Below are 24,646 nucleotides of genomic sequence, written 5' to 3'. Positions count from 1 at the left end.
GCTGTTGATGTGAGGCAGTCGTCGCGTAACCAGCCTCTACCAGCGGTTGCGGTCGCCGCTACCGTCACCGATCCCGACCGGGCTATCGGCGATCGCCGAGGGCGCCGCCGGACGTCGACACGGGCAACGGGTAACCCGAGCGCGACAGCCCGATCGGGGCGTCGATGTCGGCGCATATCGCCGCCAGTGTCTCCCGCATGCGGTCGGCGATCGCCTCGATCGTCGCCCGCTCGAACAATTCCGCCGCGTAGATCAGGTCGCCACTGATACCGGCGGGACCCTGACCAGGGAGGTACCCGTCGCGCAGTTGAAGCAGCAGGTCGAACTCTGTGCGCTGCGGAGGTAGCGGCAGCAGGCGGGCCGTCGCGCCGCCGAAGGGGCGGTCCGTCACGACATCGCGATAGAACGTGGTGGCGACCTGGAACAGCGGGTAGTGGTGACGTGACCGTGGCGGATTCAGCAGGGCCACCAGGCGATCGAACGGGAATTCCTTGTGGTCGGTGGCGCCGAGCAGCCGGTCGCGCAACTGCCGCACCAGGTCGCGATAGGTCGGTTCGCCGGAGGTGTCGGCTCGGAGTACCACGGTGTGCACGGCGCAGCCGACCATCCGGTCGAGTGCGTCGTGGTCGCGGCCGCTCACGAAGACGCCGACCGGAATATCGTAGCCCGCCCCGAATTCCTCCAGAACGCAGACGAAAGCGGTGTGCAGGATCAGATAGGGACTGGCCGAGCACTCCTGGGCGGTTCGGGCGATCGCCCGGTGCAGCTCCGCATCGAACGCCACCGGCACCGTCCCGGCGCGATTGTCCACCCGTTGGGTGCGGGCGTGATCGGTGGGCAGCACCGGTGATTCGGGCAGACCGGCGAGTTCGGTCAACCAGTAGCGGGCCTGGGCCGTCGCGCGGGCCGCCGGATCCGATTCCTCGCCCATCAGCTCTTGTAGCCACAAGGTGTAGTCGGCGAACTGCACAGCGGGTACGGGCCACTCCGGGGCCCGACCTGCGGCACGGGCCGTATAGGCGAAGACGAGCTCGTGCGACAGCCGTACCAGGGATTCGACGTCACCGGCGATATGGTGCAGGACGAACAGGAACACATGCCGCGTCTCGGTGAGCCGGAACAACCTGGTGCGCAACGGCATCTCGACCTGAATATCGAAACCGCGGCGTAGTTCTGCGGTGAGCATCGCGTCGAGATCTTCCGCGGTGCAGGTGTCCACGCGGAAATAGGTGTCGATCCCAGCAGCTCCCGCCCCGGCACCGTTGTCCGCATCGATGACCGGAGCGGGCAGCACACGCTGGATCGGACCGGTATCGGCGTAGGGCAGTACGGTGCGCAGAATCTCGTGACGCGCGATTACATCCGCGACGGCCGCGCGCAGCGCCGCCGGGTCGACTCGGCCCTCGATCTCGACAGCCTGCGACATCAGATACCCCGCCTGCCCGCCAGACAGGTAGTTGATGGTCCACAGCCGCTGCTGCGCAGGTGTCAACGGAACGGGCCCGGTACTCCGGCGCGGGGTGAGCGTGGGTCTGCGCCGGGCCGGATCAGCCGCGTCGAGCCGTTGGTCCATACCGGCCACGGTGGGCGTTTCGAACAGATCGCGCAGCGTTATCCCGGCCTCGAAGGTGGCGTTCACCGCCTCGACCAACCGGATCGCCGCGAGCGAGTTACCGCCCAGAGCGAAGAAGTCGTCGTCCACCCCGATCTCGTCGATATCGAGTACACCGGCGACAATGCTCGCCAGAATCTGTTGGCGCTGCGTTCCCGCCGCACCCGACGACGAGTGTTCCGGACGCGGCAGGGCCGCGGTATCGATCTTCCCGTTCGCGGTGAGTGGTAGCTCGTCGAGGGGCATGATCACGGCCGGCACCAGGTAGGACGGCAGCGTCTCGGTCAGCCGAGCGCGTAACCCTGCCGGGTCGACCGGCCGCTCCCGGCCCACCACATACGCGATCAGCGTTTTCCCGGTTTTCGCCTGCTGCGCCGTGACAACGGCCGCGGCGATACCGGGTTCGCGCCGGATGGCTGCCTCCACCTCGCCCGGCTCGATCCGGAAACCGTTGATCTTCTGCTGCCGGTCGGCTCGGCCGAGGAAATGTACCCGGCCCTCCCGGTCCCAGCGCCCCAGATCGCCGGTGCGATACATCAGGGCGCCGGGCCGGCCGTACGGGCCCGCGACGAACCGCGCCGCGCTGAGCCCGGGTTTCTGCAGATAGCCGCCCGCTACGCCCGCGCCGTACAGATATATCTCCCCTGTCACCCCGGCCGGGACCGGTCGCAGCGCGGCATCGAGCACGGCGACTCCGGTGTTGTCGACCGGGACGCCGATCGGCACCGGTCGGTCGTCGATGGGTTGGTGCGGGATCCGGTGGGCGAGCGCGTACGCGGTGGCCTCCACCGGTCCGTACAGGTTCGTCACCGCGACATCCGGGCGAGCGGCGCGGACCCGGGCGACCGCCGCGGGTGCCGGCACATCGCCGGCGGTCGCGATGTGTTCCATGCTCGCCAGCTCCGCGGGGATAGCTTCGGCGAGTACCTGAAACAGCCCCGCCGAGACCAATAGCGAGGTGACCGAGCCCCGGGCGAGCACCACGCGGTAGTCGTCGGCGTCCAAGGGGCCGGGGGGTGCGATCGCCGCGCTGCGCCCGGTCAACAGCGGCATCCACAGCTCGTAGACGACCATGTCCCAGGTGTAAGGAGAATGCAGCAGCAACCGCCGGTGTTCGGCGCCGCGCCCGATCCGGTCGAGTGCGCGCGTCACGATATTGCGGTGCGTGATCCGCACTCCCTTGGGGGTTCCGGTAGATCCCGAGGTGAACATCAGCCAGGCCGGAGCGTCGGGGTGCACGGTCGTCCCGAGATTCGTCTCGGGCAGCGCAGCCGCGGCGCTCTCGTCCGGAGCGAGGTCGCGCAGGACCAGCTCGGTTCCGGTGTGGCGCAGCAGCCATTCGACGCGTTCGGGTGGGTAGCCGTCGTGGATGGGTAGACATACCGCGCCCAGTTTCAGCAGCGCAAGGAAGGCGACCACCAGTTCGGTGGAACGAGGCAGTGCGATTCCGACAGGAGTGCCGGTGCCCACCCCCCGTCGGCGAAGTCGGCGGGCGAGGCGGTTGGCGCGGGCGTTCAATTCGCCGTAGGTGGTCTCGGTTCCCGCGTTCCACAGCGCGATCCGCTCCCCGTGCTCGGCCGCCATCTCCTCGAAAACCTCGGCCACCGCTCGGTCCGCGATCGCTACGGGCGCGCCCGAACCCCACTCGAGCACCTCCGGTGCCGGCAGCCGGATCCGACCGACCGGCTCGTGTGGCCGGCTCGCGATGGCCGTGCACCACCCAGATATCACCGACCATATGTCGTCGGCAGTGCCGAACCAGTCCAGCTGGCCCGGGCGGACCGCCAGACGGAAACGCGGCACCGGCTCGGGAAATACGGTGACCGCCAACGGATAGTGGGTGCTATCGCGATGCTCGACCGCCACCACCGACAGCTCCGCCGTCGGATCGGCGAAGGTCGCCATATCGAGCGGAAAGTTCTCGAAGATCAGCGCGGTATCGAACAGTTCGCTGCCTGCCCCGGCGACGGCGAGGATATCGCTCAGCCCGAGGTGATCGTGTTCGAGCAGCGTCGATCGCCGAGCCTGGATGCGGGAGGCCAACTCGAGCGCCGTTATCCCCTGATCCACCCGCACCCGCAAGGGGACCGTGTTCATCAGCATTCCGACGACCTGTTCGGTGTCGATGCCGGTGTCGCGTCCGGAGACGGTCACCCCGAACACCACCTCGTCGCTGCTGGTGAGGTGCCCGAGCACCAGCGCCCAGACGGCCTGGATCAGGGAGTTGAATGTCAGCCCGTGTGCCGCTGCCGTGTCGGTGAGCACCGCGGCCACTTCGGGATCGAGTGGGTACATGTGCAGTTCGACGGGTTCGGCCTGCCCGGTGCGGACGACCCGGGTGGGTTCGATACCGCGGAGGTTCTCGGCCCATGCTCGGCGCGCCTTCTCGCGGTCCTTGGCCTCGAGGTGCTCGAGCACGGTCCGATACGACGGCGCGGGTTCGAGTTCACCCCCGTGATAGCTCTGGAACAGCTCCCGCAAGAAGATGACGGTCGACCAACCGTCGAGTAGCGCGTGGTGGAACGAGAACACGAGCCGCCACTGCCCAGGTCCGCTGTGGACGAGCGCGATCCGGAAGGCCGGAGCGACCTCGGGATCGAGCGCCCGCAGGTCCTCGCGGGCCGAGCGCTCCACCGTGTCTTCCGTCGCGGGGCCGACGGCCTCGACCACGCGCATCGGCGGCTCCGGATCGACCGGCAGCGCGAGTACGGGCTGATCGACTCCACGCACCACGAAGGCGCCGAGCAGTTGCGGGTGGCGACGCAGCACCATCGCCGCGGCCGCGCGCAGCCGGTCCGGATCCACGTCACCCCGGAGGGTGAGCAGAAGCTGCACGGCGTACGGGTCGGCTGCGGACTCGTAGAACGAGTGGAACAGCATTCCTGCCTGCATCGGCGTGGTGGGCAACAGGTCGGTGAACGCGCCGTGGTGCCGTTCGAGCCGGTCGAGCGTGTCCTGGTCGATCTGCACCAGTGGGAAGTCCGATGGGGTGTAGCCGCCGGTACCTGCGCCGCTGTGGTGGCGTGCGAAGGTGGACAACACTGCCGTCCACAGCTCGGTGAGTTCACCGACCTCGGTGCGATCGAACAACTCGGCGGGCCAGGCCAAGTGCGCGCACAGCCCGCCTTCGGCGTCCACGTAGACGATGAGGTCCAGCTCGTGGAGGCAGGTCGCTTCCGAGCCGGGCGAACTGCCGAACGATTCGAGCCCCGCCGTCGCCCCACCCGCGTCGAACCGGCCGAGGTAGCCGAAGCCGATGGGGGCGTCCGGACCGAGCTCAGTCCCGGCCTCGGTGCGCCGCAGCAACCCGTATCCGATGCCGTGGTTCGGCACGGCACGCAACCGTTCCTTGACCGTCCGTACCGCGCGCACCAGTTCCGGCCCCCCGGCGAGCATCTCGTCCCAGTCGGCGACGGCGGCGTCGAGTACCACCGGGTACATGACGGTGAGCCGACCGACGGTGCGGGAGACGTCCAGTTCCGGCGCGGTATCGCGGGCGTTCCCTTCGATGTCGACGAGGACCGGCTCCGCGCCCCGCCACCGTGCCAGGGCCACCGACAGCGCGGTGAGCAGGATCTCGGTGACATTCGCGCGAAACCGGTTCGGCACCGCGGTGAGCAGCGCCCGGGTCGATCCCGGATCCAGCCGCCTGGTCAGCCCCACGACATCCGCTGTACGGTCGCGCACCGGGTCGCGGCGACGTCGACCGATCGTGGTGGCCGCCGCCCCGGCGCTCGTGCGCCACCTTCGCGCTTCTGCTTCCGAAACAGCTTGCCTGGCCAAAGCTTTCGTCCAGGTGCGCAGCGATATCGGCACCGGGTCGAGCGGGCTTCCCGAGATCGCTCGTTCGAGATCGGGTAGGAGAATCTGCCAGGAGACATGGTCGACGACCAGGTGATGGATCAGCAACAGCAGCAGATCGCCGTCCGGCCGCTCGATCTGGACGGCCTGCAGCATGATCCCGTCCCGGGGTGCCAGGCGGCGTTGCGCGGTGAGCCGTTCGTTCTCCGTTTGTGTGACGCTGCCGTCACCATCGGCCCGGCGCAGCAGATCTTCCGCACGCACCGAACCGGGCTCGGGGATCTCCACCCGCCATTGGTCCCGTGGGGTCCATTCGGCGCGCATGCGCAGGGCGTCATGGTGGTCGATGAGTGTCTGCAGCGCGGCGAGCAGTACTGGTTCGGGAACAGCGGTGGGCAGCCGGACCACCGCGTACTGCGCGAAATCGTCGGTGACGATGCCCGTTTGGGCGAGCCGTTCCATGATCGGCGTGGCTGGCATCGCGCCGTACGCCGCGGCCGAATCCTCCGGCGCAGCCGAATCCGGTACCGGGACCGCGGTACCGGCCAGCGCGCGCACCGTCTGGTGTTCGAAGATGTCCTTCGCGCTGATCGCCAGCCCGGCTGTACGCGCCCGGTTGATCAGGCGGATCGCCAGAATGCTGTCGCCGCCGATGGCGAAGAAACGGTCGTCGACACCGAAGTCGTCACGGTCGAGCACTTCGGTGAACAACCGGTGCAGCCGGGTTTCCAGCTCGGTCCGCGGACCGTCGGTCGCGCCGGTGGCGCTGCTGGGCGCGAGCGCGAGCAGCCGCCGCTCGTCCAGTTTGCCGCTGCCGGTCAACGGCAGCTCCGGGACGGCGACAACGGCGGAGGGTAGTGTATGCGCCGGCAGGGACGTCGCGATCTGGTCGCGGATCACGCTGGTGTCCAGCTCGGAGACCACATAGGCGACGAGCCGGGGCGTGTCGTCGACCAGGACGGCGGCCGCGGAGACCTCCGGCAGCGCGTGCAGCGCGGCCTCCACCTCGCCGCGTTCGATCCGGAACCCGCGGATCTTCACCTGTCGATCGGCCCGGCCCAGATACTCCAGCACACCATCGATCCGGCGGGCGATATCACCACTGCGGTACATGACCGTCCCCGGCGGGCCGCCGGGGACGGCCACGAACCGGGCAGCGGTGAGACCGCGGCGGCGCAGATAGGTACCGGCCACGCCCGGCCCCGCGATGTAGAGTTCACCTGGCACCCCTGCCGGCACCGGGCGCAGGGCGGCATCCAGCAGGTACACCGTCGTATCGGGGATGGGACGGCCGATGAGATCGGCGCGTGTGTGCGCGTCGACCACATATCCGGTGCTGAACACGGTCGTCTCGGTGGTGCCATACATGTCGACCACCGGCCGCGCCGGGTGGCGCTCGTACCAGGCGGCCAACCGGTGCGGTTCGATCACCTCACCGCCGAGGATCACCCAGCGCACCGCGAGCTCGGCTGCCGGACACCGCATATCGGCCTCGACCAACATGCCGAAAGCCGACGGTGTCTGATTGAGCACGGTCACGCCCTCGGCGGCGAGCAGCTCCCGGAAGTCCGCGGGCGAGCGGGCAGTGTCGGTGTCGACGATCACCAGCCGACCGCCGTACAGCAGTGGGCCCCAGATCTCCCACACCGAGAAGTCGAACGCCACGGAATGGAACAGCGACCACACATCGTCGGGCCCGAACCCGAACCACTCCTGGGTTCGAGTGAAAAGCCGCACCACATTGGCGTGGGTGACGAGGACACCTTTGGGTTTCCCGGTCGATCCGGAGGTGTAGATCACGTAGGCCGGATCAGCGGGGCGCGGGGGGCGCACCGGCGCGGCCGGGATGTCCTCCCGCAGTTCGTCGACGGCCAGGACCGGCGCGGTCACGGCCGGCAGGAGCACCTCCGAGGTGGTGACGACGAGGGCGGGTGCGCAGTCGTGGAGGATCGTCCGGATCCGTTCGGCCGGGTTGCTCGGATCGACGGGAACATAGGCCGCCCCGGTTTTCAATACGGCCACAACGGCCACCACCAGCTCCGCCGACCGCGGTAGCGCGATGGCGACGAACGCGCCCGGCCCGGCCCCGGTGGCGGCGATCCGCCGAGCCAACAGATCGGACCGTTCGTCGAGTTCGGCGTAGGTCAATGTCTCGGCGCCACAGGTGAGCGCCGGAGCGGAACCGTGCGCTCGGACGCTGTGGGTGAACCAGGAAACGAGGGTGCGTTCCGCTTCGGGCTCGTCGGGAACGACCGCCGGAGAGCTCTGGCGGGCGGCCCCGCGGTGGTGCGGGGCGTGCGGGCCGTGCGATAGCACAGTCGAGACGGGCTGCGCCTGTTCATCGGACGCGATATCGAACCGCAGCCGCCCGACGGTCATCTCGTCGGGTGCCCGCGCCACCGCGCGCAGCGCCGAGAGGAACCGGTCGTGCTGGGCCGCGAGATCGGTTTCCCGGAACCGCGCGGTGGTGCTGTCGAAGGCGACGCGCAACCGTGGCTGCCCCTCGTACACGCTGATCGTGAAATCGTCGGTGCGACCGGCCGACATATCGTGCAGGGTCGCCGGGTAGGGGCCGAACATCACATTTCGCTGGTGGGGCAGGATATTCACCACCGGGCCCACGAGGCGGCGCTCGCCGCCGGCCGCGGAGGTGTCGGCGAGCATATCGGCCAGCCGATACCGCTGGTGACGCAACACGATCAGCGATTCCGCTCGCACCGCGCGCGTCAGCGCGGCCACCGTCTCGGCGGGATCGACATCGAGACGCAGCGGGACGACGTTGGCCGTCATGCCGAGCGCGGTGCGCGACCGCTTCGCCGGAACCGTGAGACCCAGCCCGACCGTGCGCGCACCGGTATCCGCGTGCAACAGCGCGGCCGCTGCCGACAACACCAGCGCGGGCCATCCGGCCCCCCACCGCTCGCCGCGCTCGCGCAGGTCCCGCCATGCGGAGGCGGACAGGTCCCCGGTGCGCCGGAGATAGGCGGGTGGGCCCGGCCGGACGGGCCCTTCCGCGAACATCGGCGGCTCCGGCACACCCGCCAGCCGGTCCGACCAGAACTCCCGGTCGGTGCGGAACCGCTCGGACTCGCGGTAGCGGTTGTCCTCGGCGATCAGAGCCTCCACCCGGTCGAACACCCCGCCGGTGACCTCGCGTCCGGAGCTCAGCTCGGTGTAGACCGCCGCAACCCGCCGGAGCAGCGCGGCGAACGCCGCACCGTCCAGCACGATATGGTGCGCCTTCACGAACCACAGGTACCCGGCATCACCCACATCCAGCAGTCGCTGTTCGAACAGCGGCGCGCGGCCGAGATCGAACGGCCGGTTCAGCTCGGTGTACAACCGCAGCTCCGCTTCGGTGACCGTACGGAAACGGTCGCGTTCCAGCGGCCAGTCGGGCAGTTCCTCGACGATCTGCGTATTTCCGTCGATGCGTACCCGCAGGGTTTCGCTGCCCGCGATGACGATCCGCACCGCCCGTTCGAAGATCTCGGTATCCATCCGCCCGTGGATGTGGACATATCCACCGACTATGGATCGCGACCCGGTGTCGTCGAGTTCGTGCGCCAGCCAGATCTCCTGCTGGCCTGCGGTCAGTGGCCATGCCGTCATGTGGTGATCTCCGGCCCGTACAGTGCCTCGAGGGTGGTGTGCGGGTCCCGCATGAGGGCGGTGAGCAGGTTCCGCAACGTCTCACCGATCGCGGCTACCTGCGCCTCGTCGAAGACGTCGCGCCGGTAGCTGAATCGGATCGCCAGCGCCGTGCCTGGATAGACGGTGAGCGTCAGTGGATAGTGGGCGGTGTCATGGAGTTCGATGCCGGTGCAGGTCACGCCGTCGATGGCGGAGGCCGACGCGGCGAGCCGCTCGGTGTCGACCGGGTACGACTCGTACGCCATGATCGTGTCGAAGAGAATGTGCCGTGTCCCCGCAGCGGCAATGATATCGGTCAGACCGAGATGGTGGTGCTCGATCAGCTCCGCTTGCTCGGCCTGCACCGAACGCAGCAGCGCCGCCACACTCGTGTCCGCGTCGAAGCGGACTCGCACCGGCACGGTATTGATGCACAGCCCGACAATGGACTCGACGCCGAGCAGCGCGGCCGGACGGCCTGAGACGATCGCCCCGAACACCACATCGTGGTAGCCGAGACGGCGTCCCAGCAGGATTCCCCAGGCGACCTGTAGCACGGTATTGACCGTGACGCCGAGTTCGGATGCCGTCACGCCGAGCGCGCCGGTGGTCTCGGCGTCGAGCGACCACCGGTATTCCGCAGTGAGGGAGGCGATCTCGCGAGTATGGCTCGGGTACGCGACCAGTGTCGGCGTGCTCACGTCCGCCAGGGCTCGCCGCCAGGCCGTCGCGGACGCCGCCGTATCGCGACCGTGGACCCACTCCAGGTAGGAGCGGAATGTTCCCTCAGGTGGCGGCAGCGGACCGTCGGTCGCATACAGCGCCAGCAGATCCCGCATCACCAGAGGCACCGACCATCCGTCCAGCAGGATGTGGTGGTAGGTCGCGATCAGGATGTGCTCCGAATCCGAGAGGCGGGCGAGGGTGAACCGCATGAGCGGCGGCGCGGCCGGGGAGAACCGGCGGGCGCGTTCCTCGGCGACGAGTTCGGCGAGATCGCTTTCCGCGGGCACATCCACATCACGCCACGGCAATACGACCGTCTCCGATACCACCTGCCAGGGCGCACCTGTGGCGTCGGCGACGAAGGCCGCGCGCAGGTTCGGATACCGCCGGAGCAGTTCGTGCGCGGCGCGACGCAAACGGTCGCGGTCGACCGGCCCGCGGAAACGCACCACAGCCTGCACGTTGTAGACGTCGACGGCGGCCTCGTCATCGGCGGTGACCGGCTCCGCGAGAACGGCGTGGAAGTACAGACCGGACTGCAGCGGTGCAAGCGGCCACACGTCGGTGAGTTGCCCGTAGGCACGCTCCCACTGCGTGATGTCGTCGCTGCCGACTCGGGCCAGTGGGAAGTCCGAGGGAGTGTGCCCGCCCGCGTGCGGGGTGCGGGCGTGAGCGGTGATCGCGCTGAGAGCGGCCACCCACAGATCGGCCAGCTCGCTCACGTCGGTGCCGTCGAGAAGGGTTTGCGGGTAGGAGAATCCGGCACGCAGCCGGGATCCCGCGACCAGCGCGTTGACATCGATGGTGGCGGCCGCGGGCAGGTCCGGGTCGGTGAGCGGTGTCGCGAGCATACCGGCGCCGTGATCATCGACTCGTCCCAAGTAGTTGAAGCCGATCTGCCCGGGTATCGGACCCGGCAGGCTTTCTGCGGTATCGGGGTTCAGGTATCGCAGCAGTCCGTAGCCGATTCCGTGATCGGGTATGGCACGCAACTGCTCCTTGACCGTCTTGATCACCGTTCCGGCCGCGTCCGCGCCGGCCAGTGCCCCCGTGAGGTCTATCCCGGTGAGATCCAGTCGCGCCGGGTAGAGCGAGGTGCACCAGCCCACGGTGCGGGACAGGTCCACGCCCGGCGCGATCTGCTCCTCGCGGCCGTGGCCCTCCAACCGGATCAGCGACACAGGTGCGGTCTCGCCGCGCCGCGCCCGCCACACCGTCAGCGCGACAGCCAGGGCGGACACCAGGATCTCGTCGACGCCCGCGTGGAACAGGGCGGGAACGGTCCGCACGAGCGACTCGGTGACCGTCTCGTCCACGGTGATCTCCACCGTCATCACCCGCGACGCGGTATCGATGCCCGCATCGAACGGCCGGGACCCGAGCAGGGGGTCCGGTGTCGCGCAGATGCGCCGCCACAGATCGAGTTCGGCGACCCGGTCCGGGGCGTGTGCCGCGTCGACCAGGGCGTGCGCCCACCGGCGCATGGAGGTACCGGGCGGTTCCCAGTGCGGCGGTGCGCCTTTCGCGGCCGCCTGTACCGCCGCGAACAAGTCGGGAAGCAGGATCCGCCAGGACACACCGTCCACCGCGATGTGGTGCGCGCAGATGATCAGCCGAGCGGGCACGCTGCGGTGCTCGGGTTCCAGCCAGACGAACTGCACCACCACACCGGCCGCCGGGTCGAGACGATCCAGCGCGGCAGCGAGCTCGACCGCGGCCACGGTCCGCATCGTGTCGGCGTCGTCGTCGATTTCGCACCGACGCAGCACCTGAGCCGGGTCGATCGTGCCCGGCGGCGCGGTTTCCAGCCGCCATTCGCCGGTGCCGTCGCGAAACAGGCGGCTGCGTAGCATGTCGTGCCGGTCGACGAGCGCCGCGATGGCGAGGGTCAGGGTGTCGTGGTCGATGCCTGCGGGCAGCTCGACGGTGAGGGTCTGGTTGACGCGGCGGAAGGTGCCGCCGCGTTCGACCAGCCATCCGACGATGGGTGTCAGCGGTAGCTCGCCGACACCGGCACCGGGCAGCTCCGGCAGCCGGGGCCCCCGCGCGTCCTCGGCCGTTGCCCGGGCCCGGGCCGCGATACCGGCCACGGTGCGGTGCTCGAACACATCCCGGGGCGTGAAGTGCAGGCCTCGGGCACGCGCTCGGGATGCGAGCTGGATGGAGGTGATGCTGTCACCGCCGAGGGTGAAGAACGAGTCGTCCACACCTACGCCGTCGACACCGAGCACCTCGGCGAATACCTCGGCTATCGCTTGCTCGGCGGGAGTGCGCGGCGCCTGTCGCGAACGTGGCCGGATGACGGGATCGGGCAGCGCCGCCCGGTCGAGTTTGCCGTTGGCGGTCAGCGGCAGCGCGTCGAGCACGACGATGGCGGCGGGCCGCATATAAGACGGCACCTGCTGGGCGATATGTGTTTCCAGTGCCGTCTGCTCGAGCGCCGCGCCCGGGGCGGACACCACGTAGGCGACCAGCCGCGGCGCCGGTCCGTCGGCGCGGGCCGTGACGGCTGCTTGTGCCACCGCGTCGTGCTCCAGCAGGGCGGTCTCGACCTCGGCCGGTTCTATCCGATAACCGCGGATTTTCACCTGCTCGTCCCCGCGTCCGAGGTATTCGAGCTGCCCGTCGGTGCTCCAGCGCGCAAGGTCGCCGGTGCGGTACATGCGGGTCCCGGGCGCACCGAACGGATCGGCGACGTATCTGTCGGCGGTGGCCGCCGCGCGGGCATGGTAACCGCGAGCGATCTGGTCCCCGGCGAGGTAGAGCTCCCCCGCCGCGCCGACCGGCGCCGGACGCAGGCGAGAGTCCAGGACGCGCACCATCATCCCCGGCAGGCCGCGCCCGATGACACTGGCCCGCGCGGAGCGAGCGCGCTCACGGTTCACCGTCAGCTGCGTCGCGTGCACTGTCGCCTCGGTGATGCCGTACAGGTTCGAGATCCGGGTCCTCGCATCCGGATGGGCGTTGTACCAGGTGTGCAGCCGGCGCAGATCCAGCGCTTCGCCGCCGAGCACGATATGCCGCAGGGTGGGGCCGGTGTCCCAGTCGGTGGCGCTGTCGAGCAGTGCGTAGAACGCCGACGGTGTCTGGCTCAGTACCGTGACCCGTTCCTTGGAAAGCAGGTCCGCGAACTCCGCCGGCGACCGCGTCAGGTCGGCGTCCACGATGACGAGGGTGCCGCCACTGGTGAGCGCCCCCCACATCTCCCAGACGGAGAAGTCGAAGGCGGGGGAGTGGAACATGGTCCACACGTCGGTGTTATCGGTGTCGAGCATTGCCCGGGCACCGGCGAGCATGGCGACGACATTGCGGTGTGTTACGCACACGCCCTTGGGGCGGCCGGTGGAGCCGGAGGTGTACAGCACGTAGGCGGTATTGCCCGGCCGCGGCGCCGCCGGTGTGTTGTCGAGTGGCATCGTCGTGTCGGCGAGTTCGCTTGTGCCGCGGTCGAGTACCAGGCAGGGCGGTCCCTCGGCAGGAAGCACCGCGCGATCGGCGTCCGTTGTGACGATGCAGGCCGGTTGTGTCTCGGTGAGAACGAATTCGATGCGCCGCTGTGGGTTGTCGAGGTCCAGCGGCACGTAGCCCGCCCCGGCCCGCAGTACGCCGAGCAGTCCCACGATCAGTTCGACCGACCGCGAAACAGCCACGACGACCAGCGATTCGGCTCCGACACCGCGGGTGCCGAGGGCACGCGCCAGCTTCTCGGACTCCTGGTCGAGTTCCCGATAGGTGAGGGCACGTTCTCCGTACCGCACGGCGACGGCGTGGGGCCGGGTGGCCGCATGCGCCCGGAACAGGTCCACGACGGTGGCCTCCGGCACCGGCCCACCGGGCCGCTGCCAGCGCTCCAACACCAGACTCCGCTCCGCCGCATCGAGCGGATCGATATCGGCCACCGCGCTGTCTGGATTCGCCGTAATAGCCGACAGCACCCCGATCAGTCGCTCACCCAGCCGGGTGACAGCCGCCTCGTCGAGCAGGTCCGGGCGCCAACTTGCCAGAACGTGCAGCCGGTCGGTCCGTCGGACGGTCAGCGTCAACGCATAGTGGGTCGCTTCCCGAGACCGTAGTCCGGTGATGGCCACTCCGGCGTTCGAGGCGGCATGTGCCCGCAGCCCCGCCCTGTCGAACGGATACGACTCCACGACCAGGAGCGTGTCGAACAGGCCGCGCTCACCGAGGTCGACGCGGGAAGCGATATCCGGAAGACCCAGATGGTGGTGCGCCGACAGATCGAACTGTTCTCGCCGCACCCGGCGCAGCAGCGATCCCACGGTCTCCTCCGTGGCGATCCGGATCCGGACCGGAACGGTATTGATGAACAATCCGATCATGGTCTCGATCCCCGGCAGGGCGTCGGGACGACCCGATACGGTGGCACCGAAAACGACGTCCGTGCGATCGGTCATGCGTGCCAGCAGGATCGCCCATGCGGCCTGCAGCACGACGTTCTCCGTCACCTCTAGTTCGGTCGCGAGGCGGGAAAGCCGTTGCGTCGTTGCCTCGTCCAGCACGAACTCGTGCTCCAGCGGCAGAGCGGCCGGTGCGCCACCGATAGCGTTGCCGGTCAGCAGTGTCGGCTCCGATACCCCGGACAGCGCCTCCGCCCACGCTCTCAGGGATGCCTGCCTGTCCCGGCCTGCGAGCCATTCCACGTAGTGGCGGTAGGGCCGTGGCGCTTCGACGGCCATATCGGCGTAGCCGAAGACGATCTGGCCCAGCAGCAGCGGAATGGACCAGCCGTCGAGCAATACGTGGTGGTAGGTGACGACCAGCTCGGTCCGGTCTGCACCACGGCGCGCCAACAGGAACCGCAGTAGCGGCGGTCGCGTGAGATCGAACGGTGTGACGCGTTCGGCGTCGAGCACGCGGTCGAATTCCCCGGCGGACGCTTCGGTCAGGGTGATCTCGCGCCAGGGCAGTTCCACGTCGTCGATGACGAGCTGGACCGGGAACCCGGTCTCGTCGACCGTGAACGCGGTGCGCAGGTTCGCATACCGCGTCAATACGGCGGTCGCGGCCGACCTCAGCCGGGCGGCGTCGACGGTCCCATCCAGCGTCAGCACCAACTGCACCGTGTACACGTCCACCGCGCCGGGATCGAACAGGGCGTGGAACATCATTCCGGCCTGCAGCGGCGATACCGGCCACACATCGGTCAGCGCGGGGTAGTGGGCTTCCCACCTCTCGATATCGTTCTGCGTGAGGTCGACGAGCGGGAAGTCGGAAGGGGTGTGCCCGCCGCGCGTGCGCGCATCGCGCGCATGCCGCGCGATGGCGAGGAGCGCCTCATGCCACAGCTGCACCAACTCGCCGCCCTGTGAGTCGGTGAACAGCGTTCGCGCATACCCGATGCTGGTCCTGAGCCGACCGCCGACGACTATGGAATCCACCTCCACGGCACCGAACGCGCCCCGGCGGGCATCGGGACGAATAGGCAGCGTGCTGTATTCGGGCGAGGGCAGCCAGCCGATGCCGGACAGCTCCTCGGGGATATCGGCACCGGTGATGTGCCCGAAGTAGTTGAACGAGATCTCCCCCGGCTCCTCGGACGGCAGCTGCGCCGCCGTCTCCTCGTTCAGGTAGCGGAGCAGGCCGTACCCGAAACCGTTGTGGGGAGTGGACCGCAGCTGCTCTTTGACGGCCTTGATGGCCGCGCCCATGGCCGGACCGCCGGCGAAGGCGTCGGTGATATCCACTCCGGTCAGGTCCAACCGTGCCGGGACGATCGAGGTGAACCATCCGACGGTGCGGGACAGATCAGCGCCCGGTACGGCGTCCTGTTCGCGGCCGTGGCCTTCGAGCCGCAACAGCACCGACCGCTCGCCGTCGCCGCGCCGGTACCGCCAGCGGACGACCGCGAGGGCGAGCGCCGTCAACAGTGCATCCGCCACCCGCGCCCGATAGTGGTCGGGTACGGCGGTGATCAGCGCGGCAGTGTCACGTTCGTCGAGTTCTATCGCGGTATGCGCCACGTGCTGCGCGAAATCGCGATGTGGATCGAACGGGCGGTCGCCGAACGAGGGCTGTGGCCCGGCCACGATCTCATGCCACACCGGCAGCTCAGCGACCCGCACCGGGTCTCGTGCGGCGTCGGTGAGTGCGTGCGACCACGCTCGCATGGATGTTCCGACGGAGGGTAGCTCGGGTGTGTTCCCCGCCGAGACAGCCGCCCACGCGGCGATGAAGTCGGGTAGCAGGATCCGCCACGAGACGCCGTCGACGGCGATGTGGTGTGCGGCCACGATGAGCAGTCCGGGCGACCGGCGGTCCTGCGGGGTGAGCCAAACGAACCGTAGTACCGCACCGGCGGCGGGATCGATCCGGTCCACGGCGGCATCGAGTTCGGCGGCGGCGAGCTCCGCGAGTGCGGCGCCGTCGAGACCGGGACCGTGGACAACATGGTCGATAAGCGTGTCGACGTCGACGCTACCGGGAGGTGTGACGAGCAGATGCCACTCGCCCTCCGCGTCGCGGTAGAGCCGGGACCGCAGCATATCGTGATGGTCGACGACGGCGGAAATGGTGGAAACCATTGCGGTGCGGTCGATTCCGTCCGGAAGCTCGAGCGTCATCGACTGGCAGAAGCGGTGGAAGTTGCCGCCGCGCTCGACCAGGAACCGGATGACCGGTGTGAGGGGAAGCTCCCCGACGCCACCACCCGGCGGTTCGGGCAATCGCGGTACGTCGCTTCCGCCCGCGGCTTCGGCGATCGCCGCCAAACGCGCCACACTGCGATGCTCGTAGACCTGCTGTGCGGTTATCACGATGCCGTGTGCCCGAGCGCGAGAGACGAGCAGGATGGACATGATGCTGTCACCGCCGAGGGCGAAGAAGGACTCGTCGACGCCGACGGTCTCGCGGCCGAGTACCTCGGCGAACACGGCGGCGAGTTCCTGCTCCGTCCTGGTGCGCGGGGCGCGGAAGGGCACCGGTCGCACGACCGGCGCGGGCAGCGCCGCACGATCGATCTTGCCGGAACGGTTCGTGGGCAGCGCCGTGAGAGCGACGATCGGCGAGGGCACCATATGCCGTGGCAGGACCTCGCCCAGCTGCTGCTCCAGGGCCGTCGGATCGATGCGATACCCGGTCGCGGGCGTGACGTAAGCGATCAGTCGATCGCCCACCGACCCGTCCCCGCGGTGGACGACCGCGACCGCCTGTGCCACGGACTCCTGCCCGGCCAAGACTGCCTCGATCTCACCGAGTTCGATCCGTATACCGCGCAGCTTCACCTGGAAATCAGCGCGACCCAGGTATTCCAGCTCGCCGCGCCCGGTCGAGCGCACGATGTCCCCGGTGCGGTAGAGCAGACCGCCCGCGCCGCCGAACGGGTCGGCGACGAACCGTGCTGCGGTGAGTCCGGGCCGGTGAACATACCCGCGGGCCAGGGCCGCGCCGCCGAGATAGAGCTCGCCGGGCATGCCCACCGGGACCGGGTGCAGGCAGGGATCCAGCACATAGGCGTGCGTGTCCCAGGACGGTGCGCCGATCGGGACCGTGTCGATATCTTCCCGGCCGATCTCGTGCCGTGTGACGGCGACGGTCGCCTCCGTCGGCCCGTACAGGTTGTCGTATCGCGCACCGGGTGCGATGGTGGGTAGCTGTGCGACAAGGGTGGGCGTCATGGTCTCACCCGCAACGAGTACGCGGCGCACGCTCGCCGCGAACGGCTCGGTCACCGTCCGTCGGTGCGCGGTCAGGGTGGACGGCGTGAATTGCACGGTGGTGACGGCGTGTTCGGCGATCAGACGTGCGATCTCGACCGGGCCGCGGTGCGCGTCGGGCGCGCCGACAACGACCCGTGCACCGGCAGTGAACGGCCACAGCACCTCCCACGCCGACACATCGAACGACAGCGCGGTCTTGCGCAGTACGACATCCGTGTCGTCGAGCCCGTGCACGTGCTGTATCCACCCGAGGTGGGTGCTGAGGGCAGCGTGTGTGACGCCGACCCCCTTCGGCCGTCCGGTCGACCCGGACGTGAACAACACGTACGCGAGGTTCTCCGGTCGCAGCGGGGCGATACGGTCGGCATCGGTCACCCTCGCGGGCGACTCGCCGGACAGGTCCAGCTCGTCGAGGTGAACAACTCGCGTACCCGGTGGCGGGTCCCATGGGTCACGCCGGGTCGTGAGCACGCACACCGGTCGGGTGACATCGAGCAGATAGGTATGGCGGTCCCGGGGGTGTTCCGGGTCGAGCGGTAGGTACGCTCCGCCTGCCGTCAGGACCGCGTGCACCGCGAGGATCTGATCGATCGACGGACCGATGGCCACGGCCACCGGTTGCTCCGGTCCCACCCCTATGCGGATGAGCCTTCGCGCCAAGCGGTTCGAGGTAGCGTGCAGGTCCGCGTAGGACAGGTGGCGCTCGTCTTCGACGAGGGCGACAGCTTCGGGAGATCGGGAAGCCTGCTCCGTGAGCAGGGCGGCCACCGTGGGGGTGGGCTCGGCGAGTACAGCGTCGGCACGCCGGACCACGAGGTATCCGGTGTCCGCGGACTCGCCGAGGCCTGTACGGCCTATCGGCATGTGGGCTGCGCGGACGAGCCGGTCCAGCAGCGCGACAATACGCTCCCGGTGCCTCCGCTGGTCCACGCCGACAACGGCGAGGCCCCGGCCTGCCGCGGCGCGGTCGTCGACGCAGACGGTGAGCTCGGCGCCTACGCCGGCGGACGCGGTAACGGCGGATCCACCGATCCGGTCCAGGGCGGCGGCGGACAGCATGCGCACCGTGATCGGCCACTGCCCGTGTACCGGCGATTCGGACCATGGGTCGTCGATATCGGAGAGGTACCGGTGTCGTCGCGTTCTGCGCAGTTCCAGACCTACTCGCTTGGCGAGCGCGTCGAAGGTCAGATGCGGCCGCACCGACAGTCGCAACGGCACGGTTGTTTCCCCGTTCGAGACCGCGATGACCAGATCGCTCGTCGAGGTCAGCCGGGATATGTATATGGCCACCGCCGCCAGGACGACGGCGGGAGCACCGCCGCCGCAGGCCCGTGTGATCCTGGTGAGTTCCGGCGACGCCGCTATCTCGGTCCATGGACCACCGGTCGCTCGATCGGCGCCATGGCTGCCCGCCTGTACCGGAAGTGGTCGGGGCCGCGCGGCATCGGCCAGATATCGCTCCCAGTAATCGCGGTCGGCTGCCCACACCCCCGATTCGCGGTAGCGGTGCTCGTTCTCGAGTCGGTCCGATACCGCACCGAACGGCGGAGTCGGGTCGAGGGGCGAGGGCACGTCGTCCAGCACGTCGCGCACCCTGGCGGCGACGGCGAGCATGCCCGCCTCGTTGTTGACGAGGCGGTGGTAGCGCTGATACCAGCCGAGCCGACCATCCGCGAACCGGATGACCACCTGCCGGTACAGCGGCCCGTTGGCGATATCCAGGGCGCGTGTACGCTCCCGCTCGATCCAGTCGGACACGAACCGGCCCGGGTCCGCGATGTCGGCGGCGATCGTTTCGGCCGGAGTGCGAATCGTCTCGTACACCCGCACCGCGCCGGCGTCATCGACGCGAAACACGCTGTGCAGCACGGGACATTCCGCCATGGCGGTGTCGACAGCAGCGCACACCGTGTCCGCCGTGGCCGGGCCGCTCAGCTCGAGATACAGGTCCACGCAATGGTCGCCCGCCGCGAGTGCCGCGCGTTGCGCCTCGCCGACGGCCCACGCTTCGGTCGTCTCGACGGTGGTCGTCTCAGCGGTAGTCATGGAATCCCCGTCCGGTCTTGCGGCCGAAGTGGCCGGCGTCGACGAGCGTTGCGAGGGTGGCCGGCACGCGATAGTGCGGCTCGCCGGTTTCGCGCCGCAGCACCTCGAGGGTGTCCGCCACGTTGTCCAGACCGATCAGATCAGCGGTGCGCAGTGGGCCCATGCGGTGGCCGAGACAGCGTTCGAAGAGAGCGTCCACCGTGGCCGGGTCCACGCCGGTGTCGAGGGTGGCAGCAGCCTCGGCGATACACAGCATGAGCACTCGATTCACCACGAATCCTGCGCGGTCGCCGACGACGATGGCCTCCTTGCCGAGCCTGGTGAGCAGGTCATCGGCCCGCGCCAGGGTTTCCGGCGAGGTCTGCTCGCCGCGCACGACCTCGACCGTGCTCGTCAACGGCGCCGGGTTCATGAAGTGCAGACCGAGCACTCGGTCCGCGCGTCGGGTAGCGGTGGCCAGTCGGGCGATCGGGATCGCGGAGGTGCACGACGCGAGGACGGCGTCCGCGGGACAATGCCGGTCGAGTTCGCCGAATACCCGCTCTTTCAGCTCGATCCGCTCGGTCACACACTCGATGACGAACTCGGCTTCGTTCAGCTCCTCGAGACGCTCCACCCACCGCACTCGCCGGCCGACAGTGGAGGCCGTCCGGCGGTCACCGCGCCCCAACAGCACCGCCAACCGCACCGCCTCGGCGAGACCACGGCGCGCCCGCTCGGCGGCGTCACAATCGGGTTCGACGACGACGACCTCGTACCCCGCCTGCGCCAGACACTGCGCGATCCCGGCGCCCATAACGCCCGCCCCGACCACTCCGACGACATCGCTCATCGAGCCACCTCCACTCCTGCGACACAGCGCAGCGCAATATCCGGCACCGGGTCGTGCGGTGTTTCCGACAGGCCGTGCCACAGCCGGAGCAGATCCGCGAGCATGCCCCGTGCTGTGGATTCATCGAAAAGCTCTGCTGCATAATGCAATTCGACGCCAGTACTGTCATCGCTACGCGACAGTTCGAGCGCAAGCTCCATCGTCGGCCGGGTGTCGCGGTAGCGGATCGCCGGATCACCGTCCCGGCACGGCGCCGCCAGTACCGCTGTGCTCCGCGCGATCAGTTCGGCACCATCCGGTTCGTCGGCGAGGTCGATCCGGGCGGCGCCGGTCGCGAGACCCACCTCCACCGCGTCAGAACCCGAATACCAGGACAGCAGCGCGACCCAGGCGGCGAACAATGCCGCATCGGCGGGTTCGACGTCCAACCGTTCGTGCACCATCGCGGGCGTGTACTGCACCGCACCGGTGCCGCGTGGCCGATCCGCCGGAATCTCCAGTACCGCCAAGGGGCCCGACGAAGCCGCGGGGGCGACGACGAGTTCATCGATCGAGCGGTCGGGTGCCGACTTCACCAGATCCGCGAGGACGTCGAGATAGGTCGTTGCGAAGCCGGCGGCGGTGCGCCGGGTGAACAGCTCGGTGCTGTACTCGAAGCAGGCCAACATGTCTTGGTCGTCCCTGCGGTCGTAGGTGATGAGGCTGAGGTCGAATTTCGCGGTGCCGGCGGGCAGCCCGCCGAACGCGTTCTGTATCGAATGCTCGAGGTCGAAAAACTCCATAGCACCGCCACCGATCGGGTTCGCCGTGCCCGGGAGTTCCTGGTGGACGTACAAGACGTCGAAGAGCGGGGTACGTGACAGGTCCCGCTGGTCGTCGAGGGCGTGGACCACCCGCTCGAAGGGGATCTCCTGGTTCTCCAGTGCGCCCAGCACGGTCGAGCGCACCAGCGCGAGAAGATCGCCCAGTGTTCCCGGCCCGGACAGGTTGGCCCGCAGGGCGACCGTGCTGTTGAAGAAGCCGATGAGCCCTTCGAGCTCGCGGCGGGGCCGGCCGGTGGTGGGGGTACCGATGACGATGTCGCGTTGCCCGCTGCGGCGCGCGAGCAGGATGTACAAGGCCGACAGCAGGACGACGAACAGCGATACCGATTCCCGCCTCGCCACCGCGCGGGCCCCTGCCATCAGCTCACCCGGAACCGTGAAGGGCTCCAGATCACCGACGAACGTCTTCCGTGACGGCCGCGGAAAATCAGTGGGTAGTTGCAGTTTCGGCGCGTCGCGCAGTAGGTGCACCCAGTATTCGAGTTCTTGGTCGAGAGCTCCGGTGTCGACCATGTCGCGATGCCAGCGCGCATAGTCCCGGTATCGGATCGGCAGCGGTTCGAGCGTGGTGGCCCGGCCCTCCTGCCGTGCGGCGTACAGCTCGGGAATCTCGCGGGCGATGATCCCCGGCGTGGCACCGTCGGTGACGCAGTGGTGGCAGGTCACCTGCAGTACGTGCTCGTCGGGCGCCAACATCACCAGCAGCACCCGGACCAGTGGGTCTTTCGCCAGGTCGAACGGCCTGACCGCGGCATCGCGAATCAGCTCGCGCGCGGTGGCGACGGGATCGGCTTCGCCGGCCACGTCGACGACGCGGAAGAATTCGCCGAGCGACGGCCGGATCCGGACTGACGGTTTCCCATCGATCTCGCCGAGGTTGTAGCGCAGCGGCTCGTGCCGTTCGGCGAAGTCCTCGAAGGTCCCTTTGACCACGACGGGATCGATGGGCCCGCGCAGGACATTGACCACGGGGTAGTTGTAGAGAGTCGTGTCCGGCACGAGCTGGTGGTGGAACCACATACGCTCTTGCCCAGGCGACATCACCAGTTCGTCGGTCCTCGTGATCGGCGGTGTGGCCATGGTCGCGGGGGCGGAATCGCCCGCCTCCGTATCGGCGGCACTGCGCAGCAGCGCGGCGAAGTCGGCGACCTTGGGCCGCTCGTAGACGTCGAGCAGCTTGGGCCGGAACCCGTAGGTATCGGCGACTCGCTCGACCAGCTGTACGGCAATGATCGAATTGCCGCCGAGATCGAAATAATCGTCGTTCACCCCGATCTCGGTCTCGGAGTGCAGTAGCTCGCGCAGCACGGTGCGCAGCCACTCGGCCGGGTCCTGCGGCGCGCCGGATTCCGGTCGGGGGGCAGGGGCGGGCTCGGCAAGGGGACGAGCGGGCGTGGGCAGTTCGACCCAGCACCGGCTGCCGTGCAGCGGATGTCCCGGCAGCCGCACGCGCCGGCCGTCGTCAGGGCCCACCTGTGCCCAATCGAGGTCCACTCCGCGTTCGTAGAGGTGGCCGAGAATGCCGAGCAGACCATCCGCATCGGCTGTGCCGAAGAGAACCTCCGCCTCAGGCCTGCCTGCCAGGTCCTCGGCAAGATACCGGCCCAACAGCCCGTCCGCACTGGGATCGACGAAGACGACCGGGCCGTCACGTAACAGCGTCTGCGCCGCCGCGAGCAGCCGTGACCGATCCACGGTCGGCGCGGCGGCAGCAGCGGCCAACTCCTCGGAACCGACAGATGCCGACGATCCGAGAAGGTACCGCGACACGAACCGTGACGCTCCCCCGCTGAGGAGCGCGGCGAAGCCGATCCCGCACGCACGCAGCCGCTCGTGCACGGCGATCTGCCCGGCGAGCACATCGGCCACGGCTCCCGTGGCGGGCAGCTCGGCGGGCAGCCGGGCGGGTTCGACCCCGGCGGGAGCAGCGCCGGGCGAGAGCAGCAGGGCCACCCGCGGCGGAACCGGCCGCTCCCGCTCGATATCGATCCCGGCACCGCGTGTGGCGAGCGCATCGACGAGATCCTCGGTGCTGCCGACGCGTACCGCGATGCGATGCCCGAAATGGGTGCGGCCCCGGCCGAGCGTGAAGGCGATATCGGCAAGATTCTCCGCGTTACGGCGCAATGCGTCGGCCAGCTCGCCGCACAGCTCGGCGAGCGCCGCCGGCGTCTGCGCCGAAACACCGACCAGCCAGCGGCCCGGCTCGCGGTGTCCTCGTGCCACGGGTTCGTCGGGTGCCTGTTGCACCACACAGTGCGCGTTCGAACCGCCGAGGCTGTACGAGCTGACTCCGGCGAGCCGCAGCCCGGTATCGCCTGGCCACGGCCGCCGCTCGGTGACCACCTCGATTCCGGCGTCCGCCATATCGAAATCGCCTGCGGGCCGGTGGAAATGCAATGACGGGTACAGCTGTCCGTCGGCGACGGACAGTACGGCCTTGACCAGCCCGGCGACGCCGGCGGCGTGATCGAGGTGCCCGATATTGGTCTTGACCGACCCGATGGGCAGGGGCTGCGACCGCCCGGTGAAGGCGGTGCGTAGGCCCTCGAGCTCCACCGCGTCCCCCAGCCGAGTGGCGGACCCGTGTGCCTCGAGGTATCCGGCATCCCGCGGATCGGCGCCCGCGGTGCGCCAGGCGGCGTCGATCACCTTGGCCTGCGCGGCCGCGCTGGGAGTGCTGATGGTCGCGGCGGAGTGCCCGTTGTGCAGTACCGCACTTCCCCGGATGACGGCGTAGATGGGTGCACGCTCGGCGCGGGCGCGGGCGAGTGTGGTCAACAGCAGCGCGGCACCGCCCTCACCGGGCACCGTGCCGTCGGCGTCCACGTCGAATGCACGACACCGTCCGCTGGGGGAGGCGAGTTCCGTCATGGTCTGCACCGCCCATTCGGGCGTACCGTGAGCGCGTACGCTGACTCCACCGGCGAGGGCGTACTCGGCCGCACCGCAGGTCAGCTCGCGACAGGCGTGGTGGATGGCGAGGAGTGAGGCGTTGCAACCACTGTCGACCGCATAGCACGGTCCGGTCAGGCCCAGCAGATGCGCGATGCGGGCCGGGGTGGCGAACGGTAGATTGCCCAGCATGCTGAGCGGGCTGGGATCGACCGCCATGGCATGGTAACTCGACATCGGCGCGCTGAACACCACCGCGGTGGTGGCCTGCCGCAGAGTGGCGGACGCGTACCCGGCGTCCTCGATCGCCCGATACGCCAACTCGAGCGCGATCCGCTGTTGCGGATCCATCAGGGAAGCCTCGCGTTTGGACAGCTCGAAGAATGCGTAGTCGAAGGTGTGGATATCGGCGAGATGCCCCATGGGCAGGTAGCCGACAGTACGGTCCAGTGCCGTCGCCTCGGCCCGGGCATCCGGCATCGGTCCGATCGAATCCAGGCCCGCCGCGAGGTTCGCGCGGAATTCGTCGAGATTCGGCGCGTCGGGGAACCGAGCACCGATTCCGATGATCGCGATCTCGTCTGCTGTGTTCACGGTCACG

General features: G+C 68.9%; 4 protein-coding genes. All 4 read right to left on the bottom strand.

The window, feature by feature from the left end; all coding sequences use genetic code 11:
• Positions 1-82 precede the first annotated feature (82 nt).
• The 4 genes from B0T44_RS16745 to B0T44_RS16730 are packed head-to-tail and all read right to left on the bottom strand — an operon-like array spanning position 83 to position 24,645.
• Complete coding sequence (locus B0T44_RS16745) at positions 83-9,025, bottom strand: non-ribosomal peptide synthetase (RefSeq protein ID WP_077116767.1); 8,943 nt, start codon at positions 9,023-9,025, stop codon at positions 83-85.
• Positions 9,022-19,494: a non-ribosomal peptide synthetase gene (locus B0T44_RS16740; RefSeq protein WP_077116766.1), complete on the bottom strand. Its 10,473-nt coding sequence runs from the start codon at positions 19,492-19,494 to the stop codon at positions 9,022-9,024. Before B0T44_RS16740 ends, B0T44_RS16745 begins: the two co-directional genes overlap by 4 nt.
• On the bottom strand, positions 19,481-20,326 hold the full coding sequence (locus B0T44_RS16735) for a 3-hydroxyacyl-CoA dehydrogenase family protein (protein WP_077116765.1): 846 nt from the start codon (positions 20,324-20,326) through the stop codon (positions 19,481-19,483). The genes B0T44_RS16740 and B0T44_RS16735 overlap by 14 nt, the downstream gene beginning before the upstream one ends.
• Positions 20,323-24,645 (bottom strand): condensation domain-containing protein, encoded by a 4,323-nt coding sequence (locus B0T44_RS16730; protein ID WP_139347805.1) that lies wholly within the window; start codon positions 24,643-24,645, stop codon positions 20,323-20,325. The genes B0T44_RS16735 and B0T44_RS16730 overlap by 4 nt, the downstream gene beginning before the upstream one ends.
• Position 24,646: the final 1 nt, after the last annotated feature.

It is taken from the genome of Nocardia donostiensis (genome assembly GCF_002081715.1).
Taxonomy (GTDB): Bacteria; Actinomycetota; Actinomycetes; order Mycobacteriales; family Mycobacteriaceae; genus Nocardia; species Nocardia donostiensis.
This window is presented reverse-complemented; position numbering and strand designations above follow the sequence as displayed.